This window comes from Halobaculum saliterrae, from assembly GCF_009831625.1.
GTDB lineage: Archaea > Halobacteriota > Halobacteria > Halobacteriales > Haloferacaceae > Halobaculum > Halobaculum saliterrae.
In genome coordinates, this window is record NZ_WUUS01000008.1 from 75,669 (window position 1) to 100,655 (window position 24,987).

The 24,987-nt window shown below is 69.8% G+C and carries 30 protein-coding genes and 2 tRNA genes; 9 read left to right on the top strand and 23 right to left on the bottom strand.

Annotated elements, in window-relative coordinates; all coding sequences use genetic code 11:
- Positions 1 to 75 precede the first annotated feature (75 nt).
- Positions 76 to 810 (bottom strand): isopentenyl phosphate kinase, encoded by a 735-nt coding sequence (locus tag GRX01_RS13110; protein WP_159668232.1) that lies wholly within the window; start codon positions 808 to 810, stop codon positions 76 to 78.
- A complete protein-coding gene (gene mvk, locus GRX01_RS13115; RefSeq protein ID WP_159668235.1) occupies positions 811 to 1,827 on the bottom strand; it encodes a mevalonate kinase in 1,017 nt (338 codons plus the stop codon).
- Between the two features lie 356 nt (positions 1,828 to 2,183).
- On the opposite strand from mvk, the gene GRX01_RS13120 reads away from it, so the two are divergent.
- A complete protein-coding gene (locus GRX01_RS13120) occupies positions 2,184 to 2,528 on the top strand; it encodes a hypothetical protein (protein ID WP_159668237.1) in 345 nt (114 codons plus the stop codon).
- A gap of 232 nt (positions 2,529 to 2,760) precedes the next feature.
- On the opposite strand, the gene rpsB is transcribed toward GRX01_RS13120, so the two are convergent.
- The 16 genes from rpsB to GRX01_RS13200 form a co-directional block, all read right to left on the bottom strand.
- Positions 2,761 to 3,540 (bottom strand): 30S ribosomal protein S2, encoded by a 780-nt coding sequence (gene rpsB, locus GRX01_RS13125; RefSeq protein ID WP_159668240.1) that lies wholly within the window; start codon positions 3,538 to 3,540, stop codon positions 2,761 to 2,763.
- Entirely contained in the window at positions 3,537 to 4,748 is a 1,212-nt protein-coding gene (gene eno, locus GRX01_RS13130) for a phosphopyruvate hydratase (protein WP_159668243.1), read from the bottom strand. Before eno ends, rpsB begins: the two co-directional genes overlap by 4 nt.
- Complete coding sequence (locus GRX01_RS13135; protein ID WP_159668246.1) at positions 4,749 to 4,931, bottom strand: DNA-directed RNA polymerase subunit K; 183 nt, start codon at positions 4,929 to 4,931, stop codon at positions 4,749 to 4,751.
- Positions 4,928 to 5,122 (bottom strand): DNA-directed RNA polymerase subunit N, encoded by a 195-nt coding sequence (locus tag GRX01_RS13140; protein ID WP_159668249.1) that lies wholly within the window; start codon positions 5,120 to 5,122, stop codon positions 4,928 to 4,930. The genes GRX01_RS13135 and GRX01_RS13140 overlap by 4 nt, the downstream gene beginning before the upstream one ends.
- A 12-nt stretch (positions 5,123 to 5,134) precedes the next feature.
- Positions 5,135 to 5,533, bottom strand: coding sequence for a 30S ribosomal protein S9 (locus tag GRX01_RS13145; protein WP_159668252.1), 399 nt, complete (start codon positions 5,531 to 5,533; stop codon positions 5,135 to 5,137).
- Positions 5,527 to 5,994, bottom strand: a complete 468-nt coding sequence (locus GRX01_RS13150; RefSeq protein WP_159668255.1) for a 50S ribosomal protein L13 — start codon at positions 5,992 to 5,994, stop codon at positions 5,527 to 5,529. Before GRX01_RS13150 ends, GRX01_RS13145 begins: the two co-directional genes overlap by 7 nt.
- A complete protein-coding gene (locus tag GRX01_RS13155; RefSeq protein WP_159668258.1) occupies positions 5,991 to 6,347 on the bottom strand; it encodes a 50S ribosomal protein L18e in 357 nt (118 codons plus the stop codon). The genes GRX01_RS13150 and GRX01_RS13155 overlap by 4 nt, the downstream gene beginning before the upstream one ends.
- Positions 6,348 to 6,413: 66 nt before the next feature.
- Positions 6,414 to 6,498, bottom strand: a tRNA-Leu gene (locus tag GRX01_RS13160).
- Between the two features lie 146 nt (positions 6,499 to 6,644).
- On the bottom strand, positions 6,645 to 7,394 hold the full coding sequence (locus tag GRX01_RS13165) for a DNA-directed RNA polymerase subunit D (protein WP_159668261.1): 750 nt from the start codon (positions 7,392 to 7,394) through the stop codon (positions 6,645 to 6,647).
- A gap of 3 nt (positions 7,395 to 7,397) precedes the next feature.
- Positions 7,398 to 7,793 carry a 30S ribosomal protein S11 gene (locus tag GRX01_RS13170; protein WP_159668264.1) on the bottom strand — a complete coding sequence of 132 codons (396 nt, stop codon included), beginning with the start codon at positions 7,791 to 7,793 and terminating at the stop codon, positions 7,398 to 7,400.
- Positions 7,794 to 8,318: a 30S ribosomal protein S4 gene (locus GRX01_RS13175; protein ID WP_159668267.1), complete on the bottom strand. Its 525-nt coding sequence runs from the start codon at positions 8,316 to 8,318 to the stop codon at positions 7,794 to 7,796. It lies immediately after the preceding gene.
- Complete coding sequence (locus tag GRX01_RS13180; protein WP_159668270.1) at positions 8,315 to 8,854, bottom strand: 30S ribosomal protein S13; 540 nt, start codon at positions 8,852 to 8,854, stop codon at positions 8,315 to 8,317. Before GRX01_RS13180 ends, GRX01_RS13175 begins: the two co-directional genes overlap by 4 nt.
- Before the next feature lie 18 nt (positions 8,855 to 8,872).
- A tRNA-Ser gene (locus GRX01_RS13185) sits at positions 8,873 to 8,956 on the bottom strand.
- 196 nt (positions 8,957 to 9,152) lie between these two features.
- Entirely contained in the window at positions 9,153 to 10,682 is a 1,530-nt protein-coding gene (locus GRX01_RS13190; protein ID WP_159668273.1) for a sensor histidine kinase, read from the bottom strand.
- 78 nt (positions 10,683 to 10,760) lie between these two features.
- Positions 10,761 to 12,230, bottom strand: a complete 1,470-nt coding sequence (locus GRX01_RS13195; RefSeq protein ID WP_159668276.1) for a CoA-acylating methylmalonate-semialdehyde dehydrogenase — start codon at positions 12,228 to 12,230, stop codon at positions 10,761 to 10,763.
- Positions 12,231 to 12,380: 150 nt separating this feature from the next.
- Complete coding sequence (locus GRX01_RS13200) at positions 12,381 to 14,177, bottom strand: glutamate--tRNA ligase (RefSeq protein ID WP_159668279.1); 1,797 nt, start codon at positions 14,175 to 14,177, stop codon at positions 12,381 to 12,383.
- A gap of 332 nt (positions 14,178 to 14,509) precedes the next feature.
- On the opposite strand from GRX01_RS13200, the gene GRX01_RS13205 reads away from it, so the two are divergent.
- Positions 14,510 to 14,956 carry a MaoC family dehydratase gene (locus GRX01_RS13205; RefSeq protein ID WP_159668282.1) on the top strand — a complete coding sequence of 149 codons (447 nt, stop codon included), beginning with the start codon at positions 14,510 to 14,512 and terminating at the stop codon, positions 14,954 to 14,956.
- An 80-nt stretch (positions 14,957 to 15,036) separates the two neighbouring features.
- Here GRX01_RS13205 and GRX01_RS13210 read toward each other — a convergent pair whose 3' ends face one another.
- Together GRX01_RS13210 and GRX01_RS13215 are read right to left on the bottom strand one after the other, a co-directional pair.
- A complete protein-coding gene (locus tag GRX01_RS13210) occupies positions 15,037 to 15,861 on the bottom strand; it encodes an RNA methyltransferase (protein ID WP_159668285.1) in 825 nt (274 codons plus the stop codon).
- Positions 15,858 to 16,460: a hypothetical protein gene (locus tag GRX01_RS13215; RefSeq protein WP_159668288.1), complete on the bottom strand. Its 603-nt coding sequence runs from the start codon at positions 16,458 to 16,460 to the stop codon at positions 15,858 to 15,860. The genes GRX01_RS13210 and GRX01_RS13215 overlap by 4 nt, the downstream gene beginning before the upstream one ends.
- A 179-nt stretch (positions 16,461 to 16,639) precedes the next feature.
- Between GRX01_RS13215 and folP the strand changes: the two genes are divergently transcribed.
- The 4 genes from folP to GRX01_RS13235 all read left to right on the top strand — a co-directional run bounded on the left by folP (position 16,640) and on the right by GRX01_RS13235 (position 20,831).
- Complete coding sequence (gene folP, locus GRX01_RS13220) at positions 16,640 to 17,785, top strand: dihydropteroate synthase (protein WP_159668291.1); 1,146 nt, start codon at positions 16,640 to 16,642, stop codon at positions 17,783 to 17,785.
- 128 nt (positions 17,786 to 17,913) lie between these two features.
- Positions 17,914 to 18,588, top strand: a complete 675-nt coding sequence (locus tag GRX01_RS13225; protein ID WP_159668295.1) for a 6-hydroxymethylpterin diphosphokinase MptE-like protein — start codon at positions 17,914 to 17,916, stop codon at positions 18,586 to 18,588.
- A gap of 57 nt (positions 18,589 to 18,645) precedes the next feature.
- Positions 18,646 to 20,130, top strand: coding sequence for a cryptochrome/photolyase family protein (locus GRX01_RS13230; RefSeq protein ID WP_159668299.1), 1,485 nt, complete (start codon positions 18,646 to 18,648; stop codon positions 20,128 to 20,130).
- Between the two features lie 77 nt (positions 20,131 to 20,207).
- Positions 20,208 to 20,831 (top strand): DJ-1/PfpI family protein, encoded by a 624-nt coding sequence (locus tag GRX01_RS13235; protein WP_159668302.1) that lies wholly within the window; start codon positions 20,208 to 20,210, stop codon positions 20,829 to 20,831.
- 25 nt (positions 20,832 to 20,856) lie between these two features.
- On the opposite strand, the gene GRX01_RS13240 is transcribed toward GRX01_RS13235, so the two are convergent.
- Positions 20,857 to 22,014, bottom strand: coding sequence for an MFS transporter (locus tag GRX01_RS13240; RefSeq protein ID WP_159668618.1), 1,158 nt, complete (start codon positions 22,012 to 22,014; stop codon positions 20,857 to 20,859).
- 151 nt (positions 22,015 to 22,165) lie between these two features.
- Between GRX01_RS13240 and sod the strand changes: the two genes are divergently transcribed.
- Positions 22,166 to 22,765 carry a superoxide dismutase gene (gene sod, locus GRX01_RS13245; RefSeq protein ID WP_159668305.1) on the top strand — a complete coding sequence of 200 codons (600 nt, stop codon included), beginning with the start codon at positions 22,166 to 22,168 and terminating at the stop codon, positions 22,763 to 22,765.
- Between the two features lie 181 nt (positions 22,766 to 22,946).
- Here sod and cdd read toward each other — a convergent pair whose 3' ends face one another.
- Positions 22,947 to 23,495 carry a cytidine deaminase gene (gene cdd, locus GRX01_RS13250; RefSeq protein WP_267903212.1) on the bottom strand — a complete coding sequence of 183 codons (549 nt, stop codon included), beginning with the start codon at positions 23,493 to 23,495 and terminating at the stop codon, positions 22,947 to 22,949.
- A gap of 8 nt (positions 23,496 to 23,503) precedes the next feature.
- On the opposite strand from cdd, the gene GRX01_RS13255 reads away from it, so the two are divergent.
- Positions 23,504 to 23,857 carry a DUF7520 family protein gene (locus GRX01_RS13255; RefSeq protein WP_159668311.1) on the top strand — a complete coding sequence of 118 codons (354 nt, stop codon included), beginning with the start codon at positions 23,504 to 23,506 and terminating at the stop codon, positions 23,855 to 23,857.
- A 143-nt stretch (positions 23,858 to 24,000) separates the two neighbouring features.
- Positions 24,001 to 24,297: a hypothetical protein gene (locus GRX01_RS13260; RefSeq protein ID WP_159668314.1), complete on the top strand. Its 297-nt coding sequence runs from the start codon at positions 24,001 to 24,003 to the stop codon at positions 24,295 to 24,297.
- A gap of 33 nt (positions 24,298 to 24,330) precedes the next feature.
- On the opposite strand, the gene GRX01_RS13265 is transcribed toward GRX01_RS13260, so the two are convergent.
- On the bottom strand, positions 24,331 to 24,918 hold the full coding sequence (locus GRX01_RS13265) for a GNAT family N-acetyltransferase (RefSeq protein ID WP_159668317.1): 588 nt from the start codon (positions 24,916 to 24,918) through the stop codon (positions 24,331 to 24,333).
- Between the last annotated feature and the right edge of the window lie 69 nt (positions 24,919 to 24,987).

Sequence of the window (24,987 nt, forward strand, 5' to 3'; positions counted from 1 at the left end):
CCGAGTCTCTCGTCCCGTTCGGTCGGCCACCGTTCCACCCGGCGGCCTCCCGCCCCGTTCCTCGCACCCGGTCCCTCACCCGATCCGCGTTCCGGGCTCCTCGCCCGCGAGGAACGCGTCCACGTCGTCCGGCCCGAACACGTACGCCGGCGATCCGAGCGCGAGGAGTTCGCGGACCTTCGCGGCCATCCCCCCGGTCACGTCCGTCGCGTCGCTGACGCCGAGCACGTCGGCTACCTCGTCGAACGCGTCGATCCGGGGGATCACCTCGTCGTCGCCGTCGAGCACGCCCGGGACCGTCGAACAGAGGCCGACCCGGTCGGCGTCGAGGGCGTCCCCGAGCGCGGCCACGATCTCGTCGCCAGAGAGGACGGTGACGCCCTCCCCGGCGTGGACGACCCCGTCGCCGTGAAGGACGGGGACGAACCCCTCGTCGAGCATCGTCGCGACCTGATCGGTCATCAGCGAGAGCTCGCCCTCGGCGTCGCGGGCGGCCGCCGAGAACGGATGAACCGGCAGGGCAGGAACGTCCTCGGCGTGCAGCCGGGAGAGAACGAACCGGTTCAGCGTCGTCATCGCGCCGTGGACCGCCATGACCCCGTCGACGTCGCGGATACCCTCGGTCGAGCTCACGCCGCGTTCGGCGGCGTGGTGGTGACCGAACGAGCCGCCGCCGTGAACGACCACCAGATCCTCCACGTCGGCGGCGGCGATCGCGGCCGAAAGCGACGCCAGCGTGTCGTCGTCGAGGGTCTCGGGGCGGTCCTTCTCGGTGACGACGGAGCCGCCGAGCTTCAACACGGTGACCATCTACGCGACCTCCACGCGGACGCCCTCGGTCGCCAACTCGGCCCGGAACGACTGCTCGCACTCGGCGGTGTAGCCGAGCGCGTGTTCGGTCTCCGGACTCGGGTCGAGCGCGACGACGCAGCCCCCGCCGCCCGCGCCCGTGAGCTTCGCGCCGTGGGCACCCGCCTCGCGGGCGGCCCACACCATCGCGTCCAGCGACCGCGCGGACACGCCAAGCGCCTCCAGCAGCCCGTGATTGAAGTCCATCAGTCCACCCAGCTCAGCGAGGAGCTCGTCGCTCGGTTCGCTCCCGGGATCGGCGTCCGCGAGGAGCCGCTCCCCCTCCCGGGTGAGGTCGCCGACCGTCTCGACGGTGTCGGCGGCGAACGCGTGCTCCTCGCGGAGCGCGCGCACCCCCGCGACGAGTTCGCCGGTGTCGCCGGCGCCGCCGTCGTAGCCGACGACGAACGGCAGCGGGGGCGCGTCGATCGTCCGGGTGTCGTCGCCCTCGACGCGCACGGCCCCACCCATCGCCGAGCAGAACGTGTCCGCCCGCGACGCCTGCCCCTCCTGCACCTCGTACTCGGCCTCGTAGGCGCGTCGGGCGACCTCCTCGGGCTCCAGTTCCGTCCCGAGCGCGCGCGTCGCCGCGTCGATCCCGGCGACGACGACGGCCGCCGACGACCCCAGCCCCGCGCCCAGGGGGATCGCGGACTCGACGGCGATGTCGAAACCGGCGCCTGGCGCGTCGGCCGCGTCGCGGGCCTGTTGGACCGCCGCCTCGATGTACTCCATCGCCGCCTCGACCAGCGACGCGGGCACGTCGACGTCCGGACGGTCGTCGATGCTGTCGCCCCAGGTGACGGTGAAGCCGTCCAACGAGAGGTCCGCCGCGTCGACGCGGATCCGACCGTCGTCGCGGGGGTCGACGGTCACCCGCGCGCGGCGCTCGACCGCGCAGGGAACCGCCGGCTCGCCGTACACGACCGCGTGCTCGCCGAAGAGGTACACCTTCCCCGGCGCGCTGCAGGTGGTCATACCCGCGACCAACACCCCCCGCCTAACAGCCGTTTCGACTCCGCGAGCCGAGCCTCGGTCTCGGCTTCGATACGTGCTGCGATACCATTATGTGAAGGGCTCTCCCGTGTCGGGCTGTGGTGTATGGCCACCGCACTACCGCGGGGGCGACGGCACCACGCTCGACGCCGCGGATCGGCGACCCGGGGAAAGAGGGACGCACGCTGTCGCGACCGGTCACCGGTCGGGTCGGCTCCGCGGTGTGATTTCGGCGCTCGGAGTCGCGTCTCACGGCGTGTCGCCGCCGTCACTCCCGAATTATCTTGTTTGATAACTCGGTCGGTGGAATTATGTCGGTCGATGTGCGACCCGTTACCATGAGTTCGACGACGCCGAACGCCGCCCCGAACGTCGATCGAAGTCGGGACGGCACGCGCTTGCGGGTCGAACTCTCGGGTGAGTTCGAGACGGCGGACGTCGTCACGGCAATGGCGCGTGCACGCCACGTCGCCGAGGAGTGTGACGCCGAGTTCGCCGTCCTCGTCGACGTTCGGGAGTTCACTCCGCGCGGAAACGCCCTCGCCGCGCTCGGCGAGTGGGAGACGTTCCTCCGGATGGCCGGCGCGACCGCGGTGGTCCGCGTCGGCCACGAGCAGGCCGTCGGCGGCGCGGACCGCCGTGCCTCGTCGATCGAGGAGGCCGAGCGGTTGATCTCCCGGTAATCGTCGTCGCCGCGACGCGCGTCCCCCGCTCACCGTCTTCCGTTCCACGTCCTCCGCCCCCCGCCCTCTGTGTCCCCTCCTCCGTCGCCGCCGTCTGCGTCCACGGCGCCGCCGACAGGACGCGTCCGACACGCGTGGATCCGGTTGCCGTGAACGAGACTCCACGGCGACCGGCGGCGCCGCCGCTGGCGACGTGATGACAAAGGAGTGATCGCGAGATCCAGCGGCCGGCTTACAGTTCGTCCTCGAAGTCCTCGAGGGCGTAGCCGGGTTCGGCGCCGCGGCGGTCGAGCGTCTCGTTGGCCAGCAGCCAGTAGACGACCGACAGGGCGCGGCGACCCTTGTTGTTCGTCGGGATGACGAGGTCGACGTTGCTCACCTGGTTGTTCGAGTCGCACATCGCGATGACGGGGATGCCGACCGTGATGGCCTCCTTGACCGCCTGCGCGTCGCCGATGGGGTCGGTGACGACCACCACGTCCGGCTCGATGTAGCCGGCGTACTCGGGGTTCGTCAGCGTCCCCGGGATGAAGCGCCCGGTGCGGGCGCGCGCCCCGATGGCGTCGGCGAACTTCTCGGCCGGGAAGCGGCCGTACTGGCGCGAGGAGGTGACGAGCACCTGCTCGGGGTCGTAGTTGGCCAGGAACGAGGCCGCCGTCCGGATGCGGCCGTCCGTCTCGCTCACGTCGAGCACGTACAGGCCGTCGTCGCGGACGCGGTGGATGAACCGCTCCATGTCCTTGGTCTTCTGCTGGGTCCCGATGTGGACCCCGGCGGAGAGGTAGTCCTCGACCGGGATGAGGAGGTCCGCCTCGTCGTCGGGCATGACGTCCTCGTCGAAGCGCGGACCCTCGTCCGCCTCCTCGTCGGCGACCGCCTCGGTCGCCTCGGTCTCCTCGGGCTGTGCCTCAGTCTCGTCGGGCGAATCCTCGGCCGCGGGCTGGGTCTCCTCGACCTCCTCCTCGGCGTCGGCCGCCTCTTCGGTGTCTGCGTCGTTCTCGCTTTCGCTCATACTGCCTCCTCCGCGATGCGGATGAGTTCGTTCAGCTTTGCGGTGCGCTCGCCGCCGACCGTGCCCGTCTTGATGAACGAGGCGCCGGTCGCGACGGCGAGGTGTGCGATGGTGGTGTCCTCGGTCTCGCCCGAGCGGTGGGAGACGACCGCGTCCAGCCCGTTGCGCTGGGCCAGCTCCACGGCGTCGAACGCGTCCGACAGCGTCCCGATCTGGTTCGGCTTGATCAGGATGCTGTTGGCCGCCCCCTCGTCGATGCCTCGCGAGAGACGCTCGACGTTCGTGACGAACAGGTCGTCGCCGCAGATCAGCGTGCGGTCGCCCACCCGGTCGGTCAGGTCGGCGAACCCGTCGTAGTCGTCCTCGTCGAGGGGGTCCTCGACGTACGCGAGGTCGTACTCGTCGACCAGCTCGGCCATGTACTCGACCTGCTCGGTCGAGGTGCGCTCGACGTCCCCGTAGCGGTAGACGCCGGCGTCGGCGTCGTACAGCTCCGAGGCGGCCACGTCGAGACCGAACCGGATCTCGAAGCCGACCGCGTCCTCGACGCGCGAGGTCGCCTCGTCGACGATCTCGAACGCCTCCGCGTCGGAGACCGCGGGCGCCCACGCGCCCTCGTCGCCCTTCGCGGCGGCGATGCCGCGGTCGGCGAGTATCTCCGCGACCGCGGCGTGCACGTCGGCGTTCGCGAAGACCGCCTCCGCGACCGACGGCGCGCCCACGGGCGCCGAGAGGAACTCCTGGATGTGGGTCGCGTCGGCGGCGTGCTCGCCGCCGCCGACGACGTTCCCCAGCGGGACCGGGAACGACCGGTCAGCGTCACGGAACGTGCCCCCGAGGTGCTGGAACAGCGGCGCGCCCAGCACGTCGGCGCCGGCCTTCGACGCCGCCATGCTGATCGCGACCGCGCTGTTCGCGCCGATCTCCGAGAAGTCCTCGGTCCCGTCGGCCGCGTGCAGCGCGGCGTCGACGTCGCGCTGGTTGCCGGCGTGGACCGAGCCCTCGAGGCGCGGCACCGCGTGCTCGCGGGCGGCCGCGATGGCCTCCATCGGCGGCAGTTCGAGCGCCTCGTACTCCCCCGTCGACGCCCCGGAGGGCGCCGCCGCGCGGCCGAAGCCGCCCGACTGGGTGAGCACGTCCGCCTCGACGGTCGGGTTGCCCCGCGAGTCGAGCACGCGACGCAGCGACACCGACTCGATCAGGGTCATCTACTTCCCCTCCCGGCGGACCGTGAACGGAAGCACTCCGGCGTCGTACTCCTCGGCCGCGATGAGGATCGGCTCGGACTGCTCGCTTTCGATCAGCGCCGGCGCGCCGTACGCCAGCTGCAGCGCTCGCGCGCCCAGGATGCGGGCCTTCTCGTACCGGTTGTACTGTAGGTTCCCGCTCATTGGTACGGGGAGACGACGTCGACCAGGTCGGTGTGACTCACCATCATCCGCCGACAGCAGTGGCGGTCCACGCCGAGCTCGTCGAGGACCTTCGACGGGTCCTCCTCGCCCTCCTTGGCGCGAGCCTTGAACTCCTCCCAGTGTTCACCGATGACGTTGCCGCACGTGAAACACCGGACAGGGATCATCATGGGTGGACCACCTCAGCGGTAGGACTTCTGGTAGCGGGCGCGCGCGCCGGGCCCGCCCCACTTCTTCGGTTCGCTCTGCCGGGAGTCGTTGACCAGCAGGGAGCGGTCGAACTCCATGAACGCGTCGCGGAGCTCGGCGTCGTTTCGGTACTGCACCAGTCCGCGCGCGATGGCCGTGCGGACCGCGTCGGCCTGCCCGGCGAAGCCGCCGCCGTTGACGGTCACGTCGATGTCGACCTCCGCGCGGAGGTCGTCGCCGGCGACGCGGAACGGCTCCAGCATCTTCAGGCGTGCCATCTCCGGTTCGACCAGCTCGACGGGCTGGGAGTCGATACGCACTCGCCCCTCGCCGTCCGTGACGGTGGCGCGGGCGACGGCGGTCTTCTTCTTTCCGGACGTGTTCGTTACCATGTGACGTTGGCCCCCAGGTCCTCGGCGACCTCGCCGAGGGTGGTGAACTTGATGTTCGACAGGCGATCGAGGGAGGTGCCGTCGAGCACCTCCGGCTCCGGCGCGCCCTCGTCGGGCGAGGTCGTCTCGGACTCGAACGGGTTGCCGATGTACACGCGGACGTTCTCGAACGCCTCGCGACCCTTCGTGGTCTTGTACGGCAGCATCCCGCGGACCGACCGCTTGAAGATGCGGTCCGGCCGCTTCGGGTAGTACGGGCCCGAGTCGGAGCCGAGGTTCGCGCGCTTGCGGTACTTCTCGAGCGTCGCCTCGGTGTTGCCGGTGATGACCGTTCGCTCGGCGTTGACGATCGCGACGCGCTCGCCGTCGAGCGCCTTCTGTGCGACCTTCGACGCGACGCGACCCATGATGGCGTCGCGTCCGTCGACGACGACGTCGGCCTCGAACTCTGCGAGACTCATCGGATCACCCGGACGTTCGTCGCTTCGGGGTTGTTCGACAGCGCTTCCTCCAGCCGGACGGCGTCGCCGGCCTGGTCGATCTTCGTCTCGGCGGTGCCGGAGAAGTCGACGGCGGCGACGGTGACGTTCTTACGGAGCACGCCCGAGCCGAGCACTTTGCCCGGCACGACGACGGTCTCGTCCTCGTTCGCGTACCGCTCGATGCGGCCGAGGTTGACCTCCGCGTGCGTGCGCCGCGGCTTTTCGAGCCGGTCGGCGACGTCCTGCCAGACGCTGGCATCGGACGACCGCGCGACCGACTTCAATTCGGCGATGAGGTTTTGAAGTCTCGGATTAGTCTTGCTACTACTCATACGGATACCTCCTGAGTGGGAGTTGTCGACTCGGTCGGTGACCGAGTCGTCGTGAGAGAACGGGAGTGCAGGGGGCAGGATTTGAACCTGCGAACCCCTAAAGGACAGCGCCCTGAACGCTGCGCCGTTGGCCAGACTGGGCTACCCCTGCTCGCGTCCCGTCGTTTGCCGTCCCACCGGATAACCCCTTCGGTCCACCCCGTCCGCGCATTGCGGTGACGGCGGATCCGCTGGCCGGTCGGACCCGACGCGGGGACGAACGTTCGGTCGGTGTGGTGGGACGACATCATCTGTTGATTAGACTGCGACCTTGTCTGCCAGTTCGTCCGCGCGGTCACGCAACGACTCGACCGCGCGGAGGGTGAGTTCCTCGACGCTCATCGACCCGTCCGTCTCGATGTGGAAGACGAACGCGCCGGGCACGTCCTCGATCTCCAGCTCCTTGCCGGGATAGCGGTTCGTGAGGTCGGAATCGAACTCCTCGGTGTGGACGAGTTCCCCGTCCTCGGTCTCGATGACGCCGCGGAGGATGTTCGGCTCCTCGTCGTCGAACTCGTCGGCGTCGCCGACGACGGACACGCGCTGCAGGTGGCGGTAGCCGACGGCCACGCCGCCCTGGTGTTTCGCGTGTTCCTTGCCGGTGTCGAGCACCGCGTCGGCCTCGAACTCCAGCCGCTGTCCCTCCTTCAGTTCGATGATGGGGACGTTCTCGTCGGCGGGCTGGACGAGGTCGTCGGACGTCTCGATGTCGCCCGAGTACGCCGTCGCCGGCCCCTCGACGTCGAGCGCGAGGGTGGCGCTCTCGCCGACCTCGTAGTCGTCGAGCGGCGTCGTCAGGGGGACGAGCCCCAGTCGGAGTCCGACCATCTCGTCGAACATCACCGACGAGTTCTCGACGAACCGGACGGTGTCGATCGAGAACGTCGGAACCTCCGAGAGGATCGTCCGGCGCAAGCCGTTCGCGACCGCGGGGGTGAGCCCGCGGACGAGCAGCCGCGCGGATCGGTCGCCTCGGGTGACTACCTCGACGTCGAAGTCATCCGCCATGGGTTACAGGCGGTTCTTCTTGGGCGCTCGAGTGCCGTCGTGCGGGATCGGGGTCACGTCCTCGATGCGACCGATCTCGATCCCGGCGCGGGCGAGCGCGCGGATCGTCGGCTGCGCGCCCGGCCCGGGGGACTTCTGGGCGTTGCCGCCGGGACCGCGGATGCGGACGTGGACGCCCTCGATACCCTGCGCCTTGAGCTGCTCGGCGACGCCCTCGGCCATCTGCATGGCCGCGTACGGCGACGCCTCGTCTCGGTTCTGCTTCACCACGGCGCCGCCCGAGGACTTGATCAGCGTCTCCGCCCCGGTGATGTCGGTGACCGTGATGAGCGTGTTGTTGAACGACGCGAACACGTTCGCGATCGCCCAGCGACTCTCGGTGTTCTCGGATTCGCTCATTTACTGACCCTCCGCGCGTTCGGGGTGGAGTTCGTCGGCGAGCGGGGACAGCTCGTCGAAGTCGACGAGGTCCTCCTCGACGGTCTCGACCTTGTACGACGGGCGAGTGACGCGGGCCTCCCCGACGACCACGTGGCCGTGGAGGATGAATTGCCGCGCCTGCTTCGTCGAGTTACCGACGCCGTTGCGGTACGCGACCGTCTGGAGCCGGCGCTCGAGCACGTCGGTCACGTCGAGCGACAGGACGTCCGTGATGGCGTCCGTGTCGTCGAGGATGCCGAGGCGCTGGAGGCGCGCGACGAAGTCGGCGCCGGCCTCGTTGGCCGCCTCGACGTCGCCCTGCGCCTCGCCGATGAGGCGTCGCGCCTCGCGGCGGTAGCGGCGCAGTTCCGACTGCGCGCGCCACAGCTCCTCCTTGTTCTTCAGGCCGTAGCGGGAGAGCAGGTCCGACTCCTCGTCGATGCGCTCGCCCTGGTACGGGTGGTTCGGCGTCTCGTAGCGCTTGGTAGAGGTTCCGGTGCTCATTCGTCGTCATCCTCCGCGGCGGCCGCTTCCTCCTCGGCCTGCTCCTCGCGGATCTCCTCGACGTTGACCCCGATGGTGCCCTCGGTCCGGCCCGTGGACTTGGTCCGCTGTCCGCGGACCTTCTGCCCGCGCTTGTGGCGGACACCCTTGTAGGAGTCGATCATCTTCATCCGGTTGATGTCGTGGCGGCGCTTCTCGTTGAGGTCCCCGCCCACGATGTGGTCGGTCTCGCCGGTGAAGAAGTCCTTCTGCCGGTTGACCATCCACTCGGGCACGTGCTCCGAGAAGTTCTCGACGACGTCGACGATGGCGTCGATGTCGTCCTGATCGAGGCGACCGATCGTGGCCGTTCGGTCCACGTCAGCCGTCTCGGCCACCAGGCGCGCCGTGCGCTGGCCGATACCCTTCATGTCACTGAGACTGCGCTCGACGGCCTTCGTCCCGTCCAGGTCCGTCTGGCCGATTCGGACGAAGTACTGGAGGTCCTCGTCGTCCTCCTCCGCGTCGGGCGCGTTCTCTGGTTCTTCTGCACTCATGTCTTGGTGTGTGGTCAGCGTTGCGGCGGGGATTCGAACCCCGGAGGCTTGCGCCACTGAGTTAGCAACCCAGCGCCTTGGGCCAGGCTTGGCTACCGCAACACCGTGTGCTGTATCGTCGCCTCGCGAGCCATCGCGGCTCCGGACTCGGGACTCGATGCCCCTACAGTGTCTGCGTTCGGTCTAACTCGGACGCCGTACTTAAGCGTCACGAAAGGGAGAACGCCCGTGTGACCTCGTCACGACCGTGTGAACGACGGGCACGGGAACGACGCGGCAGCGGAGGGCTCCCGGTCGATCAGTTCGCGTCGATGAACTCGAAGCGCGCGCCGCCCGACGCGGACTCAGTCAGCGACACCGTCCAGCCGTGCGCCTCGGCGATGGTCCGAACGATGCTCAGGCCGAACCCGGTGCCGTCGTCTCGCGAGGAGAAGCCGTGTTCGAACGCGTCCTCGCGGTCCTCGGGCGGCACTCCCGGTCCGTCGTCGGCGACGGCGAACCCGCCGGGGATCGACTCGACGACGACGTGTACGTCGGCCCCGCCGTGTTCGACCGCGTTGCGAAAGAGGTTCTCCAGCAACTGGAGCAGACGGCCCATATCCGCCGTGACCGTCGGCGCCTCGGAGGCGTCGAGCGTCGCCTCGGCGGTGTCGACGCTCGACCACGCCTCCGTGGCGACCTCCGTCAGGTCGACCGGCTCCGGGTCCTCGACGGCGGTCCCCGTCTGGGCCATCGTCAGCACGTCAGTGACGATCCGGTCCATCCGATCGTGGGCGCGTCGTGCCTTCTCCAGGTGCTCGTTGTCGCACTCCTCGGCGGCCAGCTCCGCCTGGCCCTTCGCGATCGCCAACGGGTTGCGGAGGTCGTGGCTCACGATCGCCGCGAACTCCTCCAGGCGATCGTTCTGGCGGCGCAGGTCCTCCTCGACCACCTGTCGCTCCAGCGCCGAGGACACCCACTCGGCCATGAGTTCGACGATGGTCACTTGCCACTCCGCGAACGGCTCCGTCCGGGGCTCGAGGTCGTAGAAGCAGAACGTCCCGTACACCGATCCGTTCACCCGGACCGGTGCCCCGAGGTAACAGGAGATCCCCCAGTCGGCGTTGCCGGCGCGGTCGGCCAGTTCGTCGTCCTCGCTCGTGTCGTTGAGCACGAGCGACTCCTCGGTGACGACGACCCGCTCGCAGTTGGTCGTCGACAGGTCGACCTCGTCGCCGGCGGCGACGCTGTCGTCGGGCGCGTACACGACCTCGAACACGTATCGGTCGTCCCGGATCCGTGAGAGCGTCCCGTACTTGGTGTCCAGCATCTCCGACCCGACCTCCAAGAGCCGCGACACGCGTTCCTCGAAGGAGCGGTCGGAGTCGGCGATCGCCTCGGTGATCGCACGCAGCGTCTCCTCGCGTTCCTCCAGTTCGTTCAGGTGCTGCCGCTCCGCCGTCACGTCGCGGAAGAACACGGACAGTCCGGACTCCGAGGGGTACGCGCGGACCTCGAACCAGGTGTCGAGCGGCCCGTAGTACTCGTCGAACTCGACCGGCTCCTGCGTCCGCATCGCCTCCCGATACCGCTCGTGGAACACGGTGCCGACGATGTCGGGGATCGCCTCCCAGATGTTCACTCCGATGAGGTCGTCCGCGATGGACCCCTCGGCCGCCTCGCGGATCACCTCCCTGCCGCTCTCGTTGAGATACGTGAACCGCCACTCCTCGTCCACCGCGAAGAACGCGTCCGTCATCCGGTCGAGGAGGGCGGGATCGAGTACCGCGTCCACGTCGCTCCCCGGCGACGGGGTCTTCCGCGGGGACTGGTCCCCGTCCTCGTTCATTGGTGTATCGGGAACACCTACCACCGTAAACCGTTCGCCACATGTCGGAACGAACGACTGTGATCGACCGTTCGGTCGTCAGTTGTCGGGCCAGCGCTCGATGTACACCGTCTCGTCGGTGTAGAAGCGCACGGCGTCGTCGCCCTGCGCGTGGAGGTCGCCGAAGAACGAGTCCTTGTCGCCGCCGAAGTGGAAGAACGCCATCGCGGCGGCGGTGCCGACGTTCACGCCGACGTTGCCGGCGTCGATCTCCAGGCGGAACCGCCGTGCCTCGCCGCCGTCGCTCGTGAACAGCGACGCCGCGTTGCCGAACTGCGAGCGGTTCACGAGCGAGAGGGCGTCGTCGAAGTCCTCCGCCCGGATCAGCGCCAGCACCGGCCCGAAGATCTCCTCGCGGGCGATCGTCGCGTCGGGGTCCACGTCGCCGAACACGGTCGGGCCGAGGTGATATCCGGCCTCGGGCACCTCCTGGTCGCGGCCGTCGAGGAGGAGTTCGCCCCCCTCCTCGACGCCGGTCTCGACGTACTCGAGCACCGAATCGCGGTGTGGGCCGGACACGAGCGGGCCCATGTCGGTGCCCTCCTCCAGCCCGGGACCGATCTCCATCGACTCGGCCTCCGCAACGAGCAGCTCGGCGAACTCGTCGTACACCTCGTCCTCGACGACGGCGACGGGGTTCGCGAGACAGCGCTGGCCGGCGTTGGCGAACGCCGACGAGCAGGTCTGCTCGGCGGCGAACTGCAGGTCCGAGTTCGCACTCACGACGACGTGGTTCTTCGCGCCGCCCTGCGCCTGCACGCGCTTTCCGGCGCCCGCGGCCGTCTCGTACACGTGCTGTGCGATCGGCGTCGACCCGACGAACGACACCGCCTCGATCCCGTCGTGGGTGATGAGCCGGTTCACCGTGTCCGGGCCGCCGTGGACGACGTTGACGACGCCGTCCGGGAAGCCCGCCTCGTCGACCAGCGCGGCGATCCGGTTGGCCGTGAACGGGTCGCGCTCGCTCGGCTTGAGAACGAACGTGTTGCCCGTCGCGACCGCGTACGGCAGGAACCACAGCGGGATCATCGCGGGGAAGTTGAACGGCGTCACCGCGACGACCGTCCCGAGCGGCTGGCGGACCGCCGTCTCGTCGATGTTCGGCGCGGCGTGCGGGAGGTGGCCCGCCTGCATCATCGTCGGGATGCCGCAGGCGACCTCGACGTTCTCGATGCCGCGGCGGATCTCGCCCATCGCCTCCGCCTTCGTTTTTCCGTGCTCGGTCACCAGCACCTCCGCGAGCGACTCTTGGTGCTCCTCCAGCAGTTGCTTGAAGCGGAACAACGGCTGGATGCGCTCCTCGACGGCCGTGCTCGACCACGTCTCGAACGCCTCGTTCGCGAGCGCGACCGCCTCGTCCTCGTCGTCGGCTGAGGAGAACGAGACGGAGGCGATCTCCTCGCCCGTCGCCGGGTTCGTTACCGCCTGTGACTCACCGCCGCCGGCCTCTCGCCACTCGCCGGCCACGTAGTTGTGCGCCACCTCGCCGTCCGCGATCGGCTCTACCATAGTGATCGTTCACATACGTCGCGGCAAAGAGCTACCGTCCGCGGCAGAACGGACGCGGGACGCGTCGGCCGACGACGGGAGCCCACGTCACGCGGTACGACCGGGGAGACCCGTCGACACCGGCGCGGTTCGAACGGGTCGGGCCCGTCGCTACGGGTGCGCGTAGAAGGCGAGGAACTCCCCGGGCTCCGCCTCCTCGGCGCCGTCATCGGGTGCGGCGTCCAACCGGGCGAAGCCGACGCGCTCGAACTGCACCAGGTCGTCCACGTCGTAGTCCGCGTAGCCGGGCTCGGCGTACCCGACAACGTCGCCGTCCATCGTCCGGAGCCGGACGCGGACGTGCTCGTCGTCGCCGGCCCCGACCCAGTGGACGACCGGGACTCCGTCCTCGCGCACGTCGCTGATGTCGGTGCCCGACCAGACCAACTCGTCGCCCTCGCGAAGGAAGCAGCCGAACCCCTTGAGCCAGACGCGTTCGCCGTCCGCGGGCACGTCCTCCGACTCCAGCAGGACACCCTCGGTGGCGGGAACGTCGCGGTCGCCGCGGTCCTCGTGATTGGGGTGGAGGGGCGGATGGCCCGTGTCGGGCGCGTCGCCGGCGAGGTCGAACGCCTCGGCGGTGTCGGCGGGGAGGCGGTCGCGGTCGGTCGCGTCGGAGGCGGCGCCGTCGCGGACGAGGAACCGTCGGTCGGTGTCGTCGTCGATCAGGTCGCGGTTGTTCGCGTAGATGCTGGACATCGCGAGGTCGACGTTGCTCGTGGAGACGCCCAACTCGGCCATCGCGTCGACGATGGCCTGCCCGCGGATCCCGCGGCGCTTCACCGACGCGAGCGTCGGCGCGCGCGGGTCGTCCCAGCCGGTCAGCTCGCCCGAGTCGACCTTCTCCTTGATCGTCGAGGTCGACATCGGCACGTCGTAGGCGTCGATCTGGACGTGGCCCCAGTGGACGACCTCGGGGTACTCCCAGTCGAAGTACTCGTAGACGAACCGCTGGCGCTTGGCGGAGTCCTGGAGGTCGATACCACGGATGATGTGGGTGACGCCCGTGAGGTGGTCGTCGATCCCCGACTGGAAGTCGAGCATCGGCCACGCACGGTAGTCGGCGGCCTCCTCGCGCGGGTGCGGCGTGTCGACCATCCGGAAGGCGACGAAGTCGCGCAGCGCGGGGTTCTTGTGCTCGATGTCGGTCTTCACGCGAAGCACCATCTCGCCGGCGGAGTACTCGCCGTCGACCATCGCCTCGAACTCCTCGCGCACCGTCTCCACGTCCTTGTCGCGGTGCTCACAGGGCTCGGCGTCGGCCTTCAGCCCCCGGAAGTGGTCGGCCGGGCACGAGCAGGTGTAGGCGCCGCCCTTTCCGATGAGCTCGCGCGCGTGGTCGTAGTACGTCTTGACGCGATCGCTGGCCTTCAGTACCTCGTCGGGCTCGAACCCGAGGTAGTCGATGGCGTCGAGGATCTCGTCGTAGGCGTCGAGATCCGGACGCTTCGTCTCGGGGTCGGTGTCGTCGAACCGGCAGAGCATCCAGCCGTCGTATAGCTCCTTGTACGTCCCGATGACCGCCGGCATCCGCGCGGAGCCGAGGTGCCACGGGCCGTTCGGGTTCGGAGCGAGGCGCATCCGGATCTGGTCGTACTCGTCGGCGTTCGGGAGCTCGGGGAGCACCCGATCGTCCTCCTCCTCCTCGGCCTCCAGCTCCTCGACCAGTTCGGGGTCGAGTTCGAGCAGGCGCTCGCGACGCTCGTCGTCGCTCATCCCCGAGACCTCCGCGACCGCCGGCGCGACGACGCCGGGCACCTCGTCGCCGTGCGGTCGGAAGTCGGGGTTCTCGCCCATCAACGGGCCCATGATGGCGCCCACCTCGGGATCGGAACCGTGCTTCAGGGCGTTGTAGAGGGCGTGCGTCTCCGCCTCGGCGCGCACACGCGCTCTGAGATCGTCATCCATTACGGCAGGATTCTCCCCGCGCGCCCAAAACGGGTCCGGATCGCGCTCGGGACGGACCGGGCGACGGCGGTCGTGGCGGCGGCTCCACGTCGGTGAGAGACCGATCGAGCCGCCGGATCCGCCGCACGACGGGTCCACGATCCGACGACACGATCGACGGCATGCGAATAGCACACCGGGGTAGGGGCGTCCCGATCCACGGCGCTCACCGATATATGGGCGTCGACCGTTCACGTCGTTTCACGGCCGGTGCGAACACGCGGGGGCCGGTAGTCGACGCGTACTACACCGCCCACACCGGGTTTCATGTGCTCGCGAACGGATCGCCGGCCATGCCGGTGTACTACGAGGACGTCGAGGTCGGAACGGTCGAGACCAACGGCGACTACGACGTGACTCGCGAGGAGGTGCTGTCGTTCGCCGAGCGGTACGACCCGCAGTGGTTCCACACCGAGCCCGACCGTGCGGCCGAGGAGTCGCCGTACGGCGGGGTGATCGCCTCCGGCTGGCACACCGCCGCGATGACGATGCGCCTGCTCGTCGAGGGAACCCTCGCCGACGCCGCGACCGTCGGCGCGAAGGGCGTCGACGAGCTCCGGTGGCCGGTGCCGGTGCGGCCGGGCGACAGCCTCCACATCGAGAACGAGGTGCTGGAGAAGGTCCCTGAGCGGCCCGAACGCGGGCTGATCCGTGCGCGGACGAGAACGTTCAATCAGGACGACGAGCGGGTGTTCTCGATGATCGGGAACGTGATGTACCTCCGCCGGAGCGACGAGTAGGGACTGGTAGGGACGAACCGGCGACGGTACCCGGTCGCAGTCGGCTCACGCGCCCCCAGCAGCGAGCGCATCGATCTCCGTCAGCGGGCCCGCGGTTCGCCGTCGCGTTCGTCGGTGCGGTCGCCGGTGCGTTCGCGCTCGCTGTGGTCGGCGTGTTCCATGAGATCCGTCGCCCGCCGGAACACGCCCGTCAACGTCGTCACCTCCTTGCTGGTCGGGTGGGCGCGCCCGACCAGTCGGCGGATCAGACGCTCGCTGCGCTCGCGCTTGTGATCGCGCGACTCCGCCTCCGCGAGGAACGAGCCGAACTGCTCGTAGAAGCGTTCGATCTCCGGCTCGGCGGCCCGCTCGTGCTCGACGTCCGGAAGCTGGTACTCGTCGAGGAACAGCGAGCGAAGCTCGTACAGCGTCACGGTCGCCGCCTGACCGAGGTTCATCACCGGGTAGTCGGGGTTCGCGGGGATGGAGATCAGTTCGTCCAGTTGCGCCAACTCCTCGTTGTTCAGCCCGGTCCCCTCGCGGCCGAACACCAGCGCCGTATCGGTGTCGACCGTCGCCAGCGACTCGCGAAGCTCGGCGGGGGTCTTGAACGGGTATCGAACGTGGCGTCGGGCGTCCTCGCCGGTGATCGCGGTGGTGCCGACGGTGTGGTAGTTCTCGATTATCTCCTCCAACGTCACCGTGTCGGCGTTCGGGAGGACGTCCTCGCGGGCGTGGCCGGCGAACCCGTACGCCTCGCTGTCGCGGTCGATCTCCGGCGGGTCGACCAGCTTCAGGTCCGTCAGCCCGAAGTTCTTCATCGCCCGGGCGATGGTGCCGACGTTGCCCGGCGTCTCCGGCTCCACGACGACGACGACGAACTCGCGGTCGTCGTGGCCGCCTTCGCGCTCGTCCGCGTCGCTCATGTCGGGTACTCGCGGTCGAGATCGAGGTCGAAGTCGTCCTCTTCGTCGCCGGGGGTCGAGCCGTCGGCCTCCTCCACGGCGTCGGCGGAGTCGGCGTCGCCTCCGCTTCCCCCCTCGAAGTCCGGTCGCTCGTCCGCGAGCAGGTCGTCGTCCTCGTAGAGGTCCTCGGGGTCGCGCAGGTCGGGCAGCTCCTCGGGCGCCTCCTCGACGTGCTCCATCCCGCCGTAGCCGTCGGGGGCGCGGCCGCCGTCGTCGAACCACTCGTGGAAGGCGTCGCGGAACGTCTCCTCCCCGGCGATCGAGGCGCCGCCGCGCTCGCGGAACCAGAACAGGAAGTCCGCCTCGTGTTCGTCACACAACACCAGCTCGTCGAGGGGCTCGCCGTAGACGATGCTCGCGACCCGGCACCGCTCCTTGTCCTCCTCCCCGTGGATCAGGTAGCAGGCGTCGCAGGGCTTGTTCATGACCACCTGGAGCCGCACGAGCCGATGACGGGGCTCCTTCGGGATCTCCTCCAGCGGTCGCCACCCGCCGGCGTCGGTGAAGATCTCGTCCTCCTCGAAGCGCCAGCCGCGCAGGCCGATGCTCACCTTACCCATTTCCCTCGCCTTGCCGCGCGCAGGGGATAAGCGGCGCGCTCTGCGCCCAGCGACCCCCGGCCGTTCGTCGTCGATCCGACCGGCCGCACGTCGTCGATCCAGCCGTCCGTCCGTCATCGGCTGAGGGTGTCGCCTCCGCGATCACAACACCGAAACGCGAGGATCCCCTGTCACGGTTCATGCGAACTGTCGACGCCGCCGGCCTCCCGATCGGCGACGATCACCCGCCGCGGATCATGGGCGTGTTGAACGTCTCGAAGGAGTCGCCGTACGACCCCAGCGTGTACGACGACCCCGGCGACGCGGCGGCGTACGTCGACGAGGAACTCATCGGCGAGGGCGCCGACATCGTCGACGTCGGGCTGGAGTCGGCGAACAAGCGCTTCGAGGTGCTCTCGGCCGAGGAGGAACTGGAGCGGCTCGACACCGCGATCGAGACGATCGAGAGCGTCTCCGGCGACGCCGTCTTCTCCATCGAGACGCGGTATCACGAGGTCGCCGAGGCGGCGCTGAACCGCGGCTTCGACATGGTGAACGACATCTGCGGGTTCGCGGATCCGGAGATGCCCCGGGTCTGTGCGGAACACGACGTCGCCGTCGCGAAGATGGCGTCGCCGCCGGACCTGGAGCGACCGGGTGCAGTCGAGGAGGTGGACGACATCTACGAGGCGCTGTCGCTCAACGGCTTCACCGACAAGACGATGATCGACCCCGCCTTCGGCGGCTGGTCCGAGGAGAAAACCCTCGAGGACGACCGGGAGACGTTCCACCGACTTCGAGAGTTCCGCGGCTACGGTCGCCCGATCCTCGTGTCGATCAACCGGAAGAACTTCCTCCGGAGCGTCGCCGGCCGCGACACGGAGGGGGCGCTGCCCGTCTCGCTGGCGGCCACCTCGATGGCCGTCGAGCGCGGTGCTCACATCGTCCGTACGCACGACGTGGCCGAGACGCGCGACGCCGCGCTCATCGGGAAGGAGTTCGCTCGCGACCGGGCGGAACGGGGCGGTGAGGTCGCCGTCGAGGAGCTCGACGTGGCGACGATCGGAGACGCCCGCCGACACGTCGACCGGTTCGGCGGCGACCCCGCCGTCGCCGCCGACGCCGTCGCTCGCGTGTACGAGTTCGACGGACTCGGCGCCGAAGAGATCGGGGCGCTGCGCGCCGCAACCGCCGACGCGTCGGCGGTACTGGTCTCGGATGGGACGGAGTCGTCCGCACTTTTGGTCGGGACCGTCGCCGAAACCGCTGCCGCCGCAGCGGCCGCGAGCGGGGCTACGGAGTCGTTGGACGCCGCGCTGTCGTGCGTCGCACGTCCGACAGAGTAAGAAAACTTATACCCGATCGGTCGATAGCTGACGGTGGAAGCCGGAAGGACACCGCGGGTAGGGGTACTCTGGTGTGCTTTCGGCCCGATCCCGTATTACTACGCGTCGCTACGTCGCTAGTCACAACCATGGAGTTCACCGAGTGGGAGCCGATCTACGAGGCGATCCTCGCCGACTTCGGGTTCGACCGTGCCGCCGACGAGGCGGTCAGGGACCGCGCCGCCGTCCACGCCGAGCCGTTCGACCTCGACAGGCTGGACTGCTCGGATGCGACCGTCGCCGTCGCCGGAGCGGGGCCGTCGCTGGAGGCCGACGCCGACCTCGCACGGGAGGCGGACCTCGTGTTCGCGGCCTCGACCGCCGCCGACCGCCTCGCCGCCGCGGGCGTCGACGCCGACGCGATGGTGACCGACCTGGACAAGAACCCCGAGGCCGGCCTCGCGCGGACCGAGCGCGGCGCGGTCGTCGTCGCTCACGCCCACGGCGACAACGGCGATCTGGTCGACGAGTGGCTCCCCCGTTACGACGCCGCGCACACGCTCGTCACGACGCAGGCGGCCCCGGTCGACGCCGTCGCCAACTACGGCGGATTCACCGACGGCGACCGGGCGGCGTTCCTCGCCGACCGCTGCGGCGCCGAACGGCTCGTCTTCCCCGGCTGGGACTTCGACGACCCCGACGTGGACGGGATGAAGGCCCGGAAGCTGGACTGGGCCGAGCGCCTGCTGCGCTTGTTGGAGCGACGGCGTGGGGAACGGTTCGCCGTCCTCGACGGCCGCCGAGACGGGATCGACCCGCCGTGAACGCGGCACGGTTCGCCCGCCACTAACGTTACTATCGTCGCGCCCCTGTCCGATTTCATGCGCCTGTTCTGGCACCGGCGGGACCTGCGAGTCGCCGACAACCGCGGCCTTGCGGCCGCGGCCGAGGCGACCGCCGACGGCGACGCGGTCGTTCCGGTGTTCGTCTTCGACGACGACGTGTTGGATCACGCCGCGAGCCCGAGGGTGCGGTTCATGCTCGACGCGCTCGCGGAACTGCGCGACGACTACCGCGAGCGCGGCTCGGACCTCGTCGTCGCCCGCGGCGACCCCGCGGAGGTGCTCCCGACGCTCGCGGCGGATCACGACGCCGAGGCGGTCGTCTGGAACGAGGACTACTCCGGCCTCGCCCGCGAGCGCGACGCCCGCGTCCGGATGGCGCTCGACGACGCCGGCGTCGCCCGCGAGACCCACCACGACGCCGTCCACCACGAGCCCGGCACGATCACGACCAACGACGGGGACCCGTACTCGGTGTTCACCTACTTCGGGAGGAAGTGGCACGACCGGGAGAAGACCGACCCGTTCGACGTGCCCGCCGGTGACGACCTCGTCGACGCCGACGCCGTCGCCGACGATCCGCTCCCGGACATCGCGGACCTCAGCTTCTCGGAGCCCGAGGCGGACGTGCAGGCGGCGGGGACCGAAGCGGCCCGCGACCGACTCGCCGACTTCTGCGAGGACGCCGTCTACCGATACGACGACGACCGCGACTACCCGGCGAGGGAGGCGACCTCCCGGCTCTCGACGGACCTCAAGTGGGGAACGATCGGCGTGCGGGAGGTGTACGCCGCCACCGAAGAGGCGATGAGGGATGCGGAGGCGATGGCCGATGACGACGGCGTCGCCGCCGAGGAGCACGACGCCGTCGCGTCCGTCGAGGAGTTCCGCTCCCAGCTCGCGTGGCGGGAGTTCTACACACAGGTGTTGTGGGCGAACCCGGAGGTAGTGACGGAGAACTACAAGGAGTACGAGCACCCCATCGACTGGCGCGAGAGCGAGGAGGCGATGGCGGACCTGCAGGCGTGGAAGGACGGCGAGACCGGATACCCGATCGTCGACGCGGGCATGCGCCAACTACGCGAGGAGGCGTACATGCACAACCGCGTGCGGATGATCGTCGCGTCGTTCCTCACGAAGGACCTCCTGCTGGACTGGCGCCACGGCTACGAGCACTTCAAGCGACACCTCGCGGACCACGACACCGCCAACGACAACGGCGGCTGGCAGTGGGCCGCCTCGACGGGGACGGACGCCCAGCCCTACTTCCGGATCTTCAACCCCATGACGCAGGGGGAGCGCTACGATCCCGACGCCGAGTATATCTCCGAGTACGTCCCGGAGCTTTCCGGCGTCTCAGCCGACAACGTCCACTCGTGGCACGAGCTGTCGGTCGGTCGGCGGCGACAGCTCGCGCCCGACTACCCCGATCCGATCGTCGAGCACTCCGAGATGCGCGAGCGGGCCCTCTCGATGTACAAGCGCGCCCGCGGCGAGGACGAGGAGGAGGCGAGCGCGGACTGAGACGGCGCCCTCGCCGCCGTGGCCGATGGCCTTGCCGTCCGCGATACGACTTTGCCCCCGGCGCTTCAGTGTCGGATATGGACATCGCCGTGCTGCTGTACGAGGGGTTCGACGAGTTGGACGCGGTCGGTCCGTTCGAGGTGTTCAAGAACGCCGAGGGCGCCGGCGCCGACTTCGACACCGAGCTCGTGGCGCTCGACGGCCCCGGGTTCGTCACCGCGAGCCATGGAATGCGTGTCGAGGCCGAGGCCGAACTGCCCGAGGCGGGCGAGGTGGACCTGCTCGTGGTGCCGGGCGGCGGCTGGAACGACCGCAGCGAGGCGGGCGCGCGAGCCGAGTACGACCGCGGCGCGATCCCAGAGGCGGTCGCGGCCCACCACGACGCCGGCGCGACCGTCGCGTCCGTCTGTACCGGCGGCATGCTCCTCTCGAAGGCGGGCGTCTTCGACGGCCGACCCGCGGTCACCCACGCCGGCGCGTTGGACGACCTCCGAGACACAGCCGCCGAGGTCCGCGAGGAGCGCGTCGTCGACGACGGCGACGTGCTCTCGGCGGGGGGTGTCACCTCGGGGATCGACCTCGCGTTGCACATCGTCGAGCGCGAGGCCGGCGCGGAGATCGCCGAGTCGGTGGCGACGACGATGGAGTACACCCGCCAGCACGACGCCTACGAGCCGGGCGCGATCGCCGGCGCGGAGTAGGCCCGGTCGCGACTCCTCGTCTCCCCTACTCCCTGACGAGCGGCACGAGCGCGACCGCCGCCAGCGCCGCACAGCCCGCCAGTAAGTACCACCCGAGCGCGTAGCCACCGGTGTCGGCGAGGTACCCGAAGGCGGGAGGTGCGACGAGGCCGCCGAGGTTGATCGCCGTCTGGCCGCCCGCCGTGGCCGCCCCGACCTCGTCGTCGTCGACGATGGCGGTGAGACAGCCGTAGTACATCCCCGGGAACCCGAGCACGAAGAAGCCCAACAGCGCGAACGCGGCGGCGGCGACCAGCGGCCCGCCGACGAGCGTGACGCCGACGAAGCCGACGACGCTGACGAGCGCTTGCACGAGGAGCACGCGGGCGTTCGCGACCGACGCCGACAGCGGGAGGCGGTCGGCGACGGCGCCGCCGCCGAGGCGTCCGAGGCTTCCCGTCACCTGCACGGCCGCGAGCGTCCCCCCGGCGACGGTGGCGGAGGCGAGCACGGCGTCGGTCATGTGGAGGACGACGTAGCCGGTGGTGGTGAACACCGCCGCGCCGAGAAAGAAGCCGGCGACGAGCAGACCGCGGTACCCCCGCCCCGAGAGCAGGCCGCGCATGTCGGGCGCCGAGAGGGTGCCCGAACCTGCTCGTCCCTCGTAGTCGCGGGCGAACGCCAGCGCGACGACGACGGCGACCGCGGCGGCGACGAGGAACCCCGTCTCCCAGTCGTCGCCGGCGCCGGCGACGGTGATCAGGCCCGCCGAGAGCCCGGATCCGGCGGTCACGCCGACCTGTTTCACGTTCATCGCGAGGTTGCGACGGCCGGCCGGTGCGACGACCAGGACCGCGCGGTTGGTCGCCGGCATCGCCGTCGCGTAGGCGACGCCGAGCAGCACGAGCGACGCGAGCACGAGCGGGTAGGAGGGTGCCACAGCGACGGCGACGCAGCCGACGCCCATCGCGAGGAGGCCGCCGACCATCGGGAGTCGTTCGCCGTAGGCGTCGACGACCGCCCCCGCGGCGAACAGCGACAGCGTGTACCCCGCGATCACCGCCGTCACGGCCAATCCTGTCCGGAACCGCGTGAGGCCGAAGTCCTCACGGAGGAACGCCGTCGTCGCGAACACCGCGTAGAAGCAGACGCTCGCCGACACCTGCCAGCCGCCGACAAGCCCGACGCCGCGCCACTCCCGCATGCCCGCCACTACCGCGTCCCGGAGGCCTCCCTCCGTCGGTACCGGCGAGGCGGACCGCGACCCGAGGGTCCGGCCCTTGTCATGTGGTACCAGTCAGCTTCTCAACCTTTAACAGCTATTACGCCGTTGTAGTAGTCGGAGGAATACTATCATGAGCTACGAACTCGATCCGCTGCCGTACGACTACGACGCACTCGAACCGCACATTTCCGAGCAGGTGCTGACGTGGCATCACGACACCCATCACCAGGGCTACGTCAACGGCTGGAACAGCGCCGAGGAGACCCTCGAAGAGAATCGCGAGAACGGCGAGTTCGGCTCCTCGCCGGGCGCGATCCGCAATGTCACGCACAACTCGTCGGGACACATCCTGCACGACCTGTTCTGGCAGAACATGAGCCCCGAGGGCGGCGACGAGCCCGAGGGTGCGCTCGCGGACCGCATCGCCGAGGACTTCGGCTCCTATGAAGCGTGGAAGGGCGAGTTCGAGGCGGCCGCCGGCAACGCCAGCGGCTGGGCGCTGCTCGTGTACGACACGTTCTCGAACCAACTCCGCAACGTCGTGGTCGACAAGCACGACCAGGGCGCGATCTGGGGCGGCCACCCGATCCTCGCGCTGGACGTGTGGGAGCACTCCTACTACTACGACTACGGCCCCGCCCGCGGCGACTTCGTCAGCGCGTTCTTCGAAGTCGTCGACTGGGACGAGCCCGCGACGCGCTACGAACAGGCCGTCGAACTCTTCGAGTAACCTCGCGTTCGAGCGGCGACAGCGCCGTCGAACGGGAAGAGCCGCACCCGGCGAACGGACGACGCGACCGTGGGCACGGCCGTCGTCGCCGGGCGCGGTCGCGGACGTCGAACCCCTCCGTTTTGCGAACCTGGCCGCGATCGATCGCGGCGATCCGACCGATCGGCCGATCGCAGAGCAGCTACCGTTGCCGGCGGCCGTCCGCAGCGTCGGTGAGCGTTTCGAGGCTGATCGTGTCCGGCAGCAGTTCTCCAAGCGTGTACGTCGTCACGCCGTCACCCTCGTCGCAGACGATCTCCATGTCGGCGTCGCAGAACTCCGCGAGCGTCTGGCGGCACATCCCGCAGGGGGTGACGCCGTCGCGGGCGTCGGAGGCGACTGCGAGGCGGTCGAACTCGGCGTGGCCGTCCTTCACCGCCTCCGCGACCGCGACCTCCTCGGCGTGCAGGGAGTTGGAGTAGTTGGCGTTCTCGATGTTACAGCCCACGTAAACGGTGCCGTCGGCGGTTCGGAGCGCCGCGCCGACCGGGTAATCCGAGTAGGGAACGTACGCGTCGGCGAAGGCGTCGCGGGCGGCGGCGATCAGCGGGTCGTCGGCGGGATCGGCTGGCATGCTCGGGGCGACCGCCCGCTCGCACTTAACGGTGTGTCGTCGCGGCGACGCCTCCTCGGGAGCGGAACCCGACCGCGCCGTACCGCACCCGACAGCGCCTTGACGCCGGCGACCCAAGCGGGCGCGTGAGCGACCGAGCGCCCGCCGACGGCGTCGACGACGGCGAGGACCGAACCGGCGAAGACCGACTCGGCGGCCAAGGGAACCTGATCGAGGGGGAGACGACCGTCATCGAGGCGTCGGGCCGGCCGTACCTGCTCGGGGCGGCCGCGGTCGTGACGCTGTTCGCGGCCGCCGCGGGCTACGTCGTCGCCGCGAACAACGCCGTCAGCTCAGTCGCGATGTTCGGCGTGGTCACCGTCCCGGGAACGCCGGCGGCCGTCGCGGTGTACGGCGCCGTGCTCTCGATAGCGGTGCTCGCCGCGCTGTTCGGCCTCGTGACCGTCGCCTCACGGTTCGACGACGACGCGGTGAACTGACCCGACTCGAACCGAACTGACCCGACCCGCCCGGACTCGAACCGAGCGGATCGCTCCGATCCGGTCGGGTGGGACCGAACGTGTGCGAGGGCGGCGGCGGCGACGAGCGGGGCGCTTTTGTGGGCGTAGGTCCGACTCGGAGTATGGCCACGAGTACGGGCGAGGCGGCCGACGCCGCCGATACGTCGGACGGGTCCGACGCGCCCGAGGCGGGCGGCGACGCTCCCGACGATCCGACGGCCGAGTCGTCCGGGCGCAACAGGCGACGGGCCGCGCTCGCCGTGTTGCCGTTCCTCGTGATCGGCGTCGGCAACGTGGTGTTGATCCTGCTCCAGGGGCTCGAACCGCTGTGGGGCTTTCTCCTCCTCCCGCCGGTCCTGTTCTGCTCGATGCTCGCGTACCTCGTGTTCTCCACGGACTTCCTCGAGGGGCGGACCTGATCGCCGGAGGCGGGTCCGTTCGCCGGGTCGCGGTCAGCTCCCGGTGTCGTACTTGTAGGTCGCCTCGTCGGGGTCGATGCCGAAGTCCTCGGCGGTCTCCGTCACCTCCGGCTCCGCGCCGCCGCCGTCGGCGGTGGCGGCCTTGAACCGCTCGCGGAACCGCTCGGGCAGCACGAACTCCTCGCGTTCGAGTCGCAGCGGCGTCGCGTCCTCGCCCTCGTCGGCGCGGACCTGTTCGAGTCGGTCGACGAGCGCGTCGGGGACCTCGTCGTCGTCGAGCGCCTCGAAGCCGAACCGCTCGAGGTACGGCGCCGTCGGCGTGAAGCAGTACACCGCCTCGAACTCCTGGTCGCCCGCCTCCTCGACCAGCCGCTCGATGACGTGCGCGCCGATCCCCTGCCCCCGCCACGACTCCAACACTCCGATCCCGGTCAGCTCCACGAACTCGCCGTCGTCGGTCTTGTGGACCCGTAGGCGGCCGAACCCGGCGCGGGTGTTCGACCCCTCCTCGACCGCGATCACGTAGTCGCGCGACCGGAACGCGCGTTCGTCGAGGCCCATCTCCTCGATGTGCTCGAGCAGCCACGCCTCGTCACGGTTCTTGGCGTCGCGGACGTACATGGGCGACAGTACGCGGCCCGGTGTGTTACCAGTTGTGGAGGGTCCTCGCCGGCGACGCGGTCCGGTTCG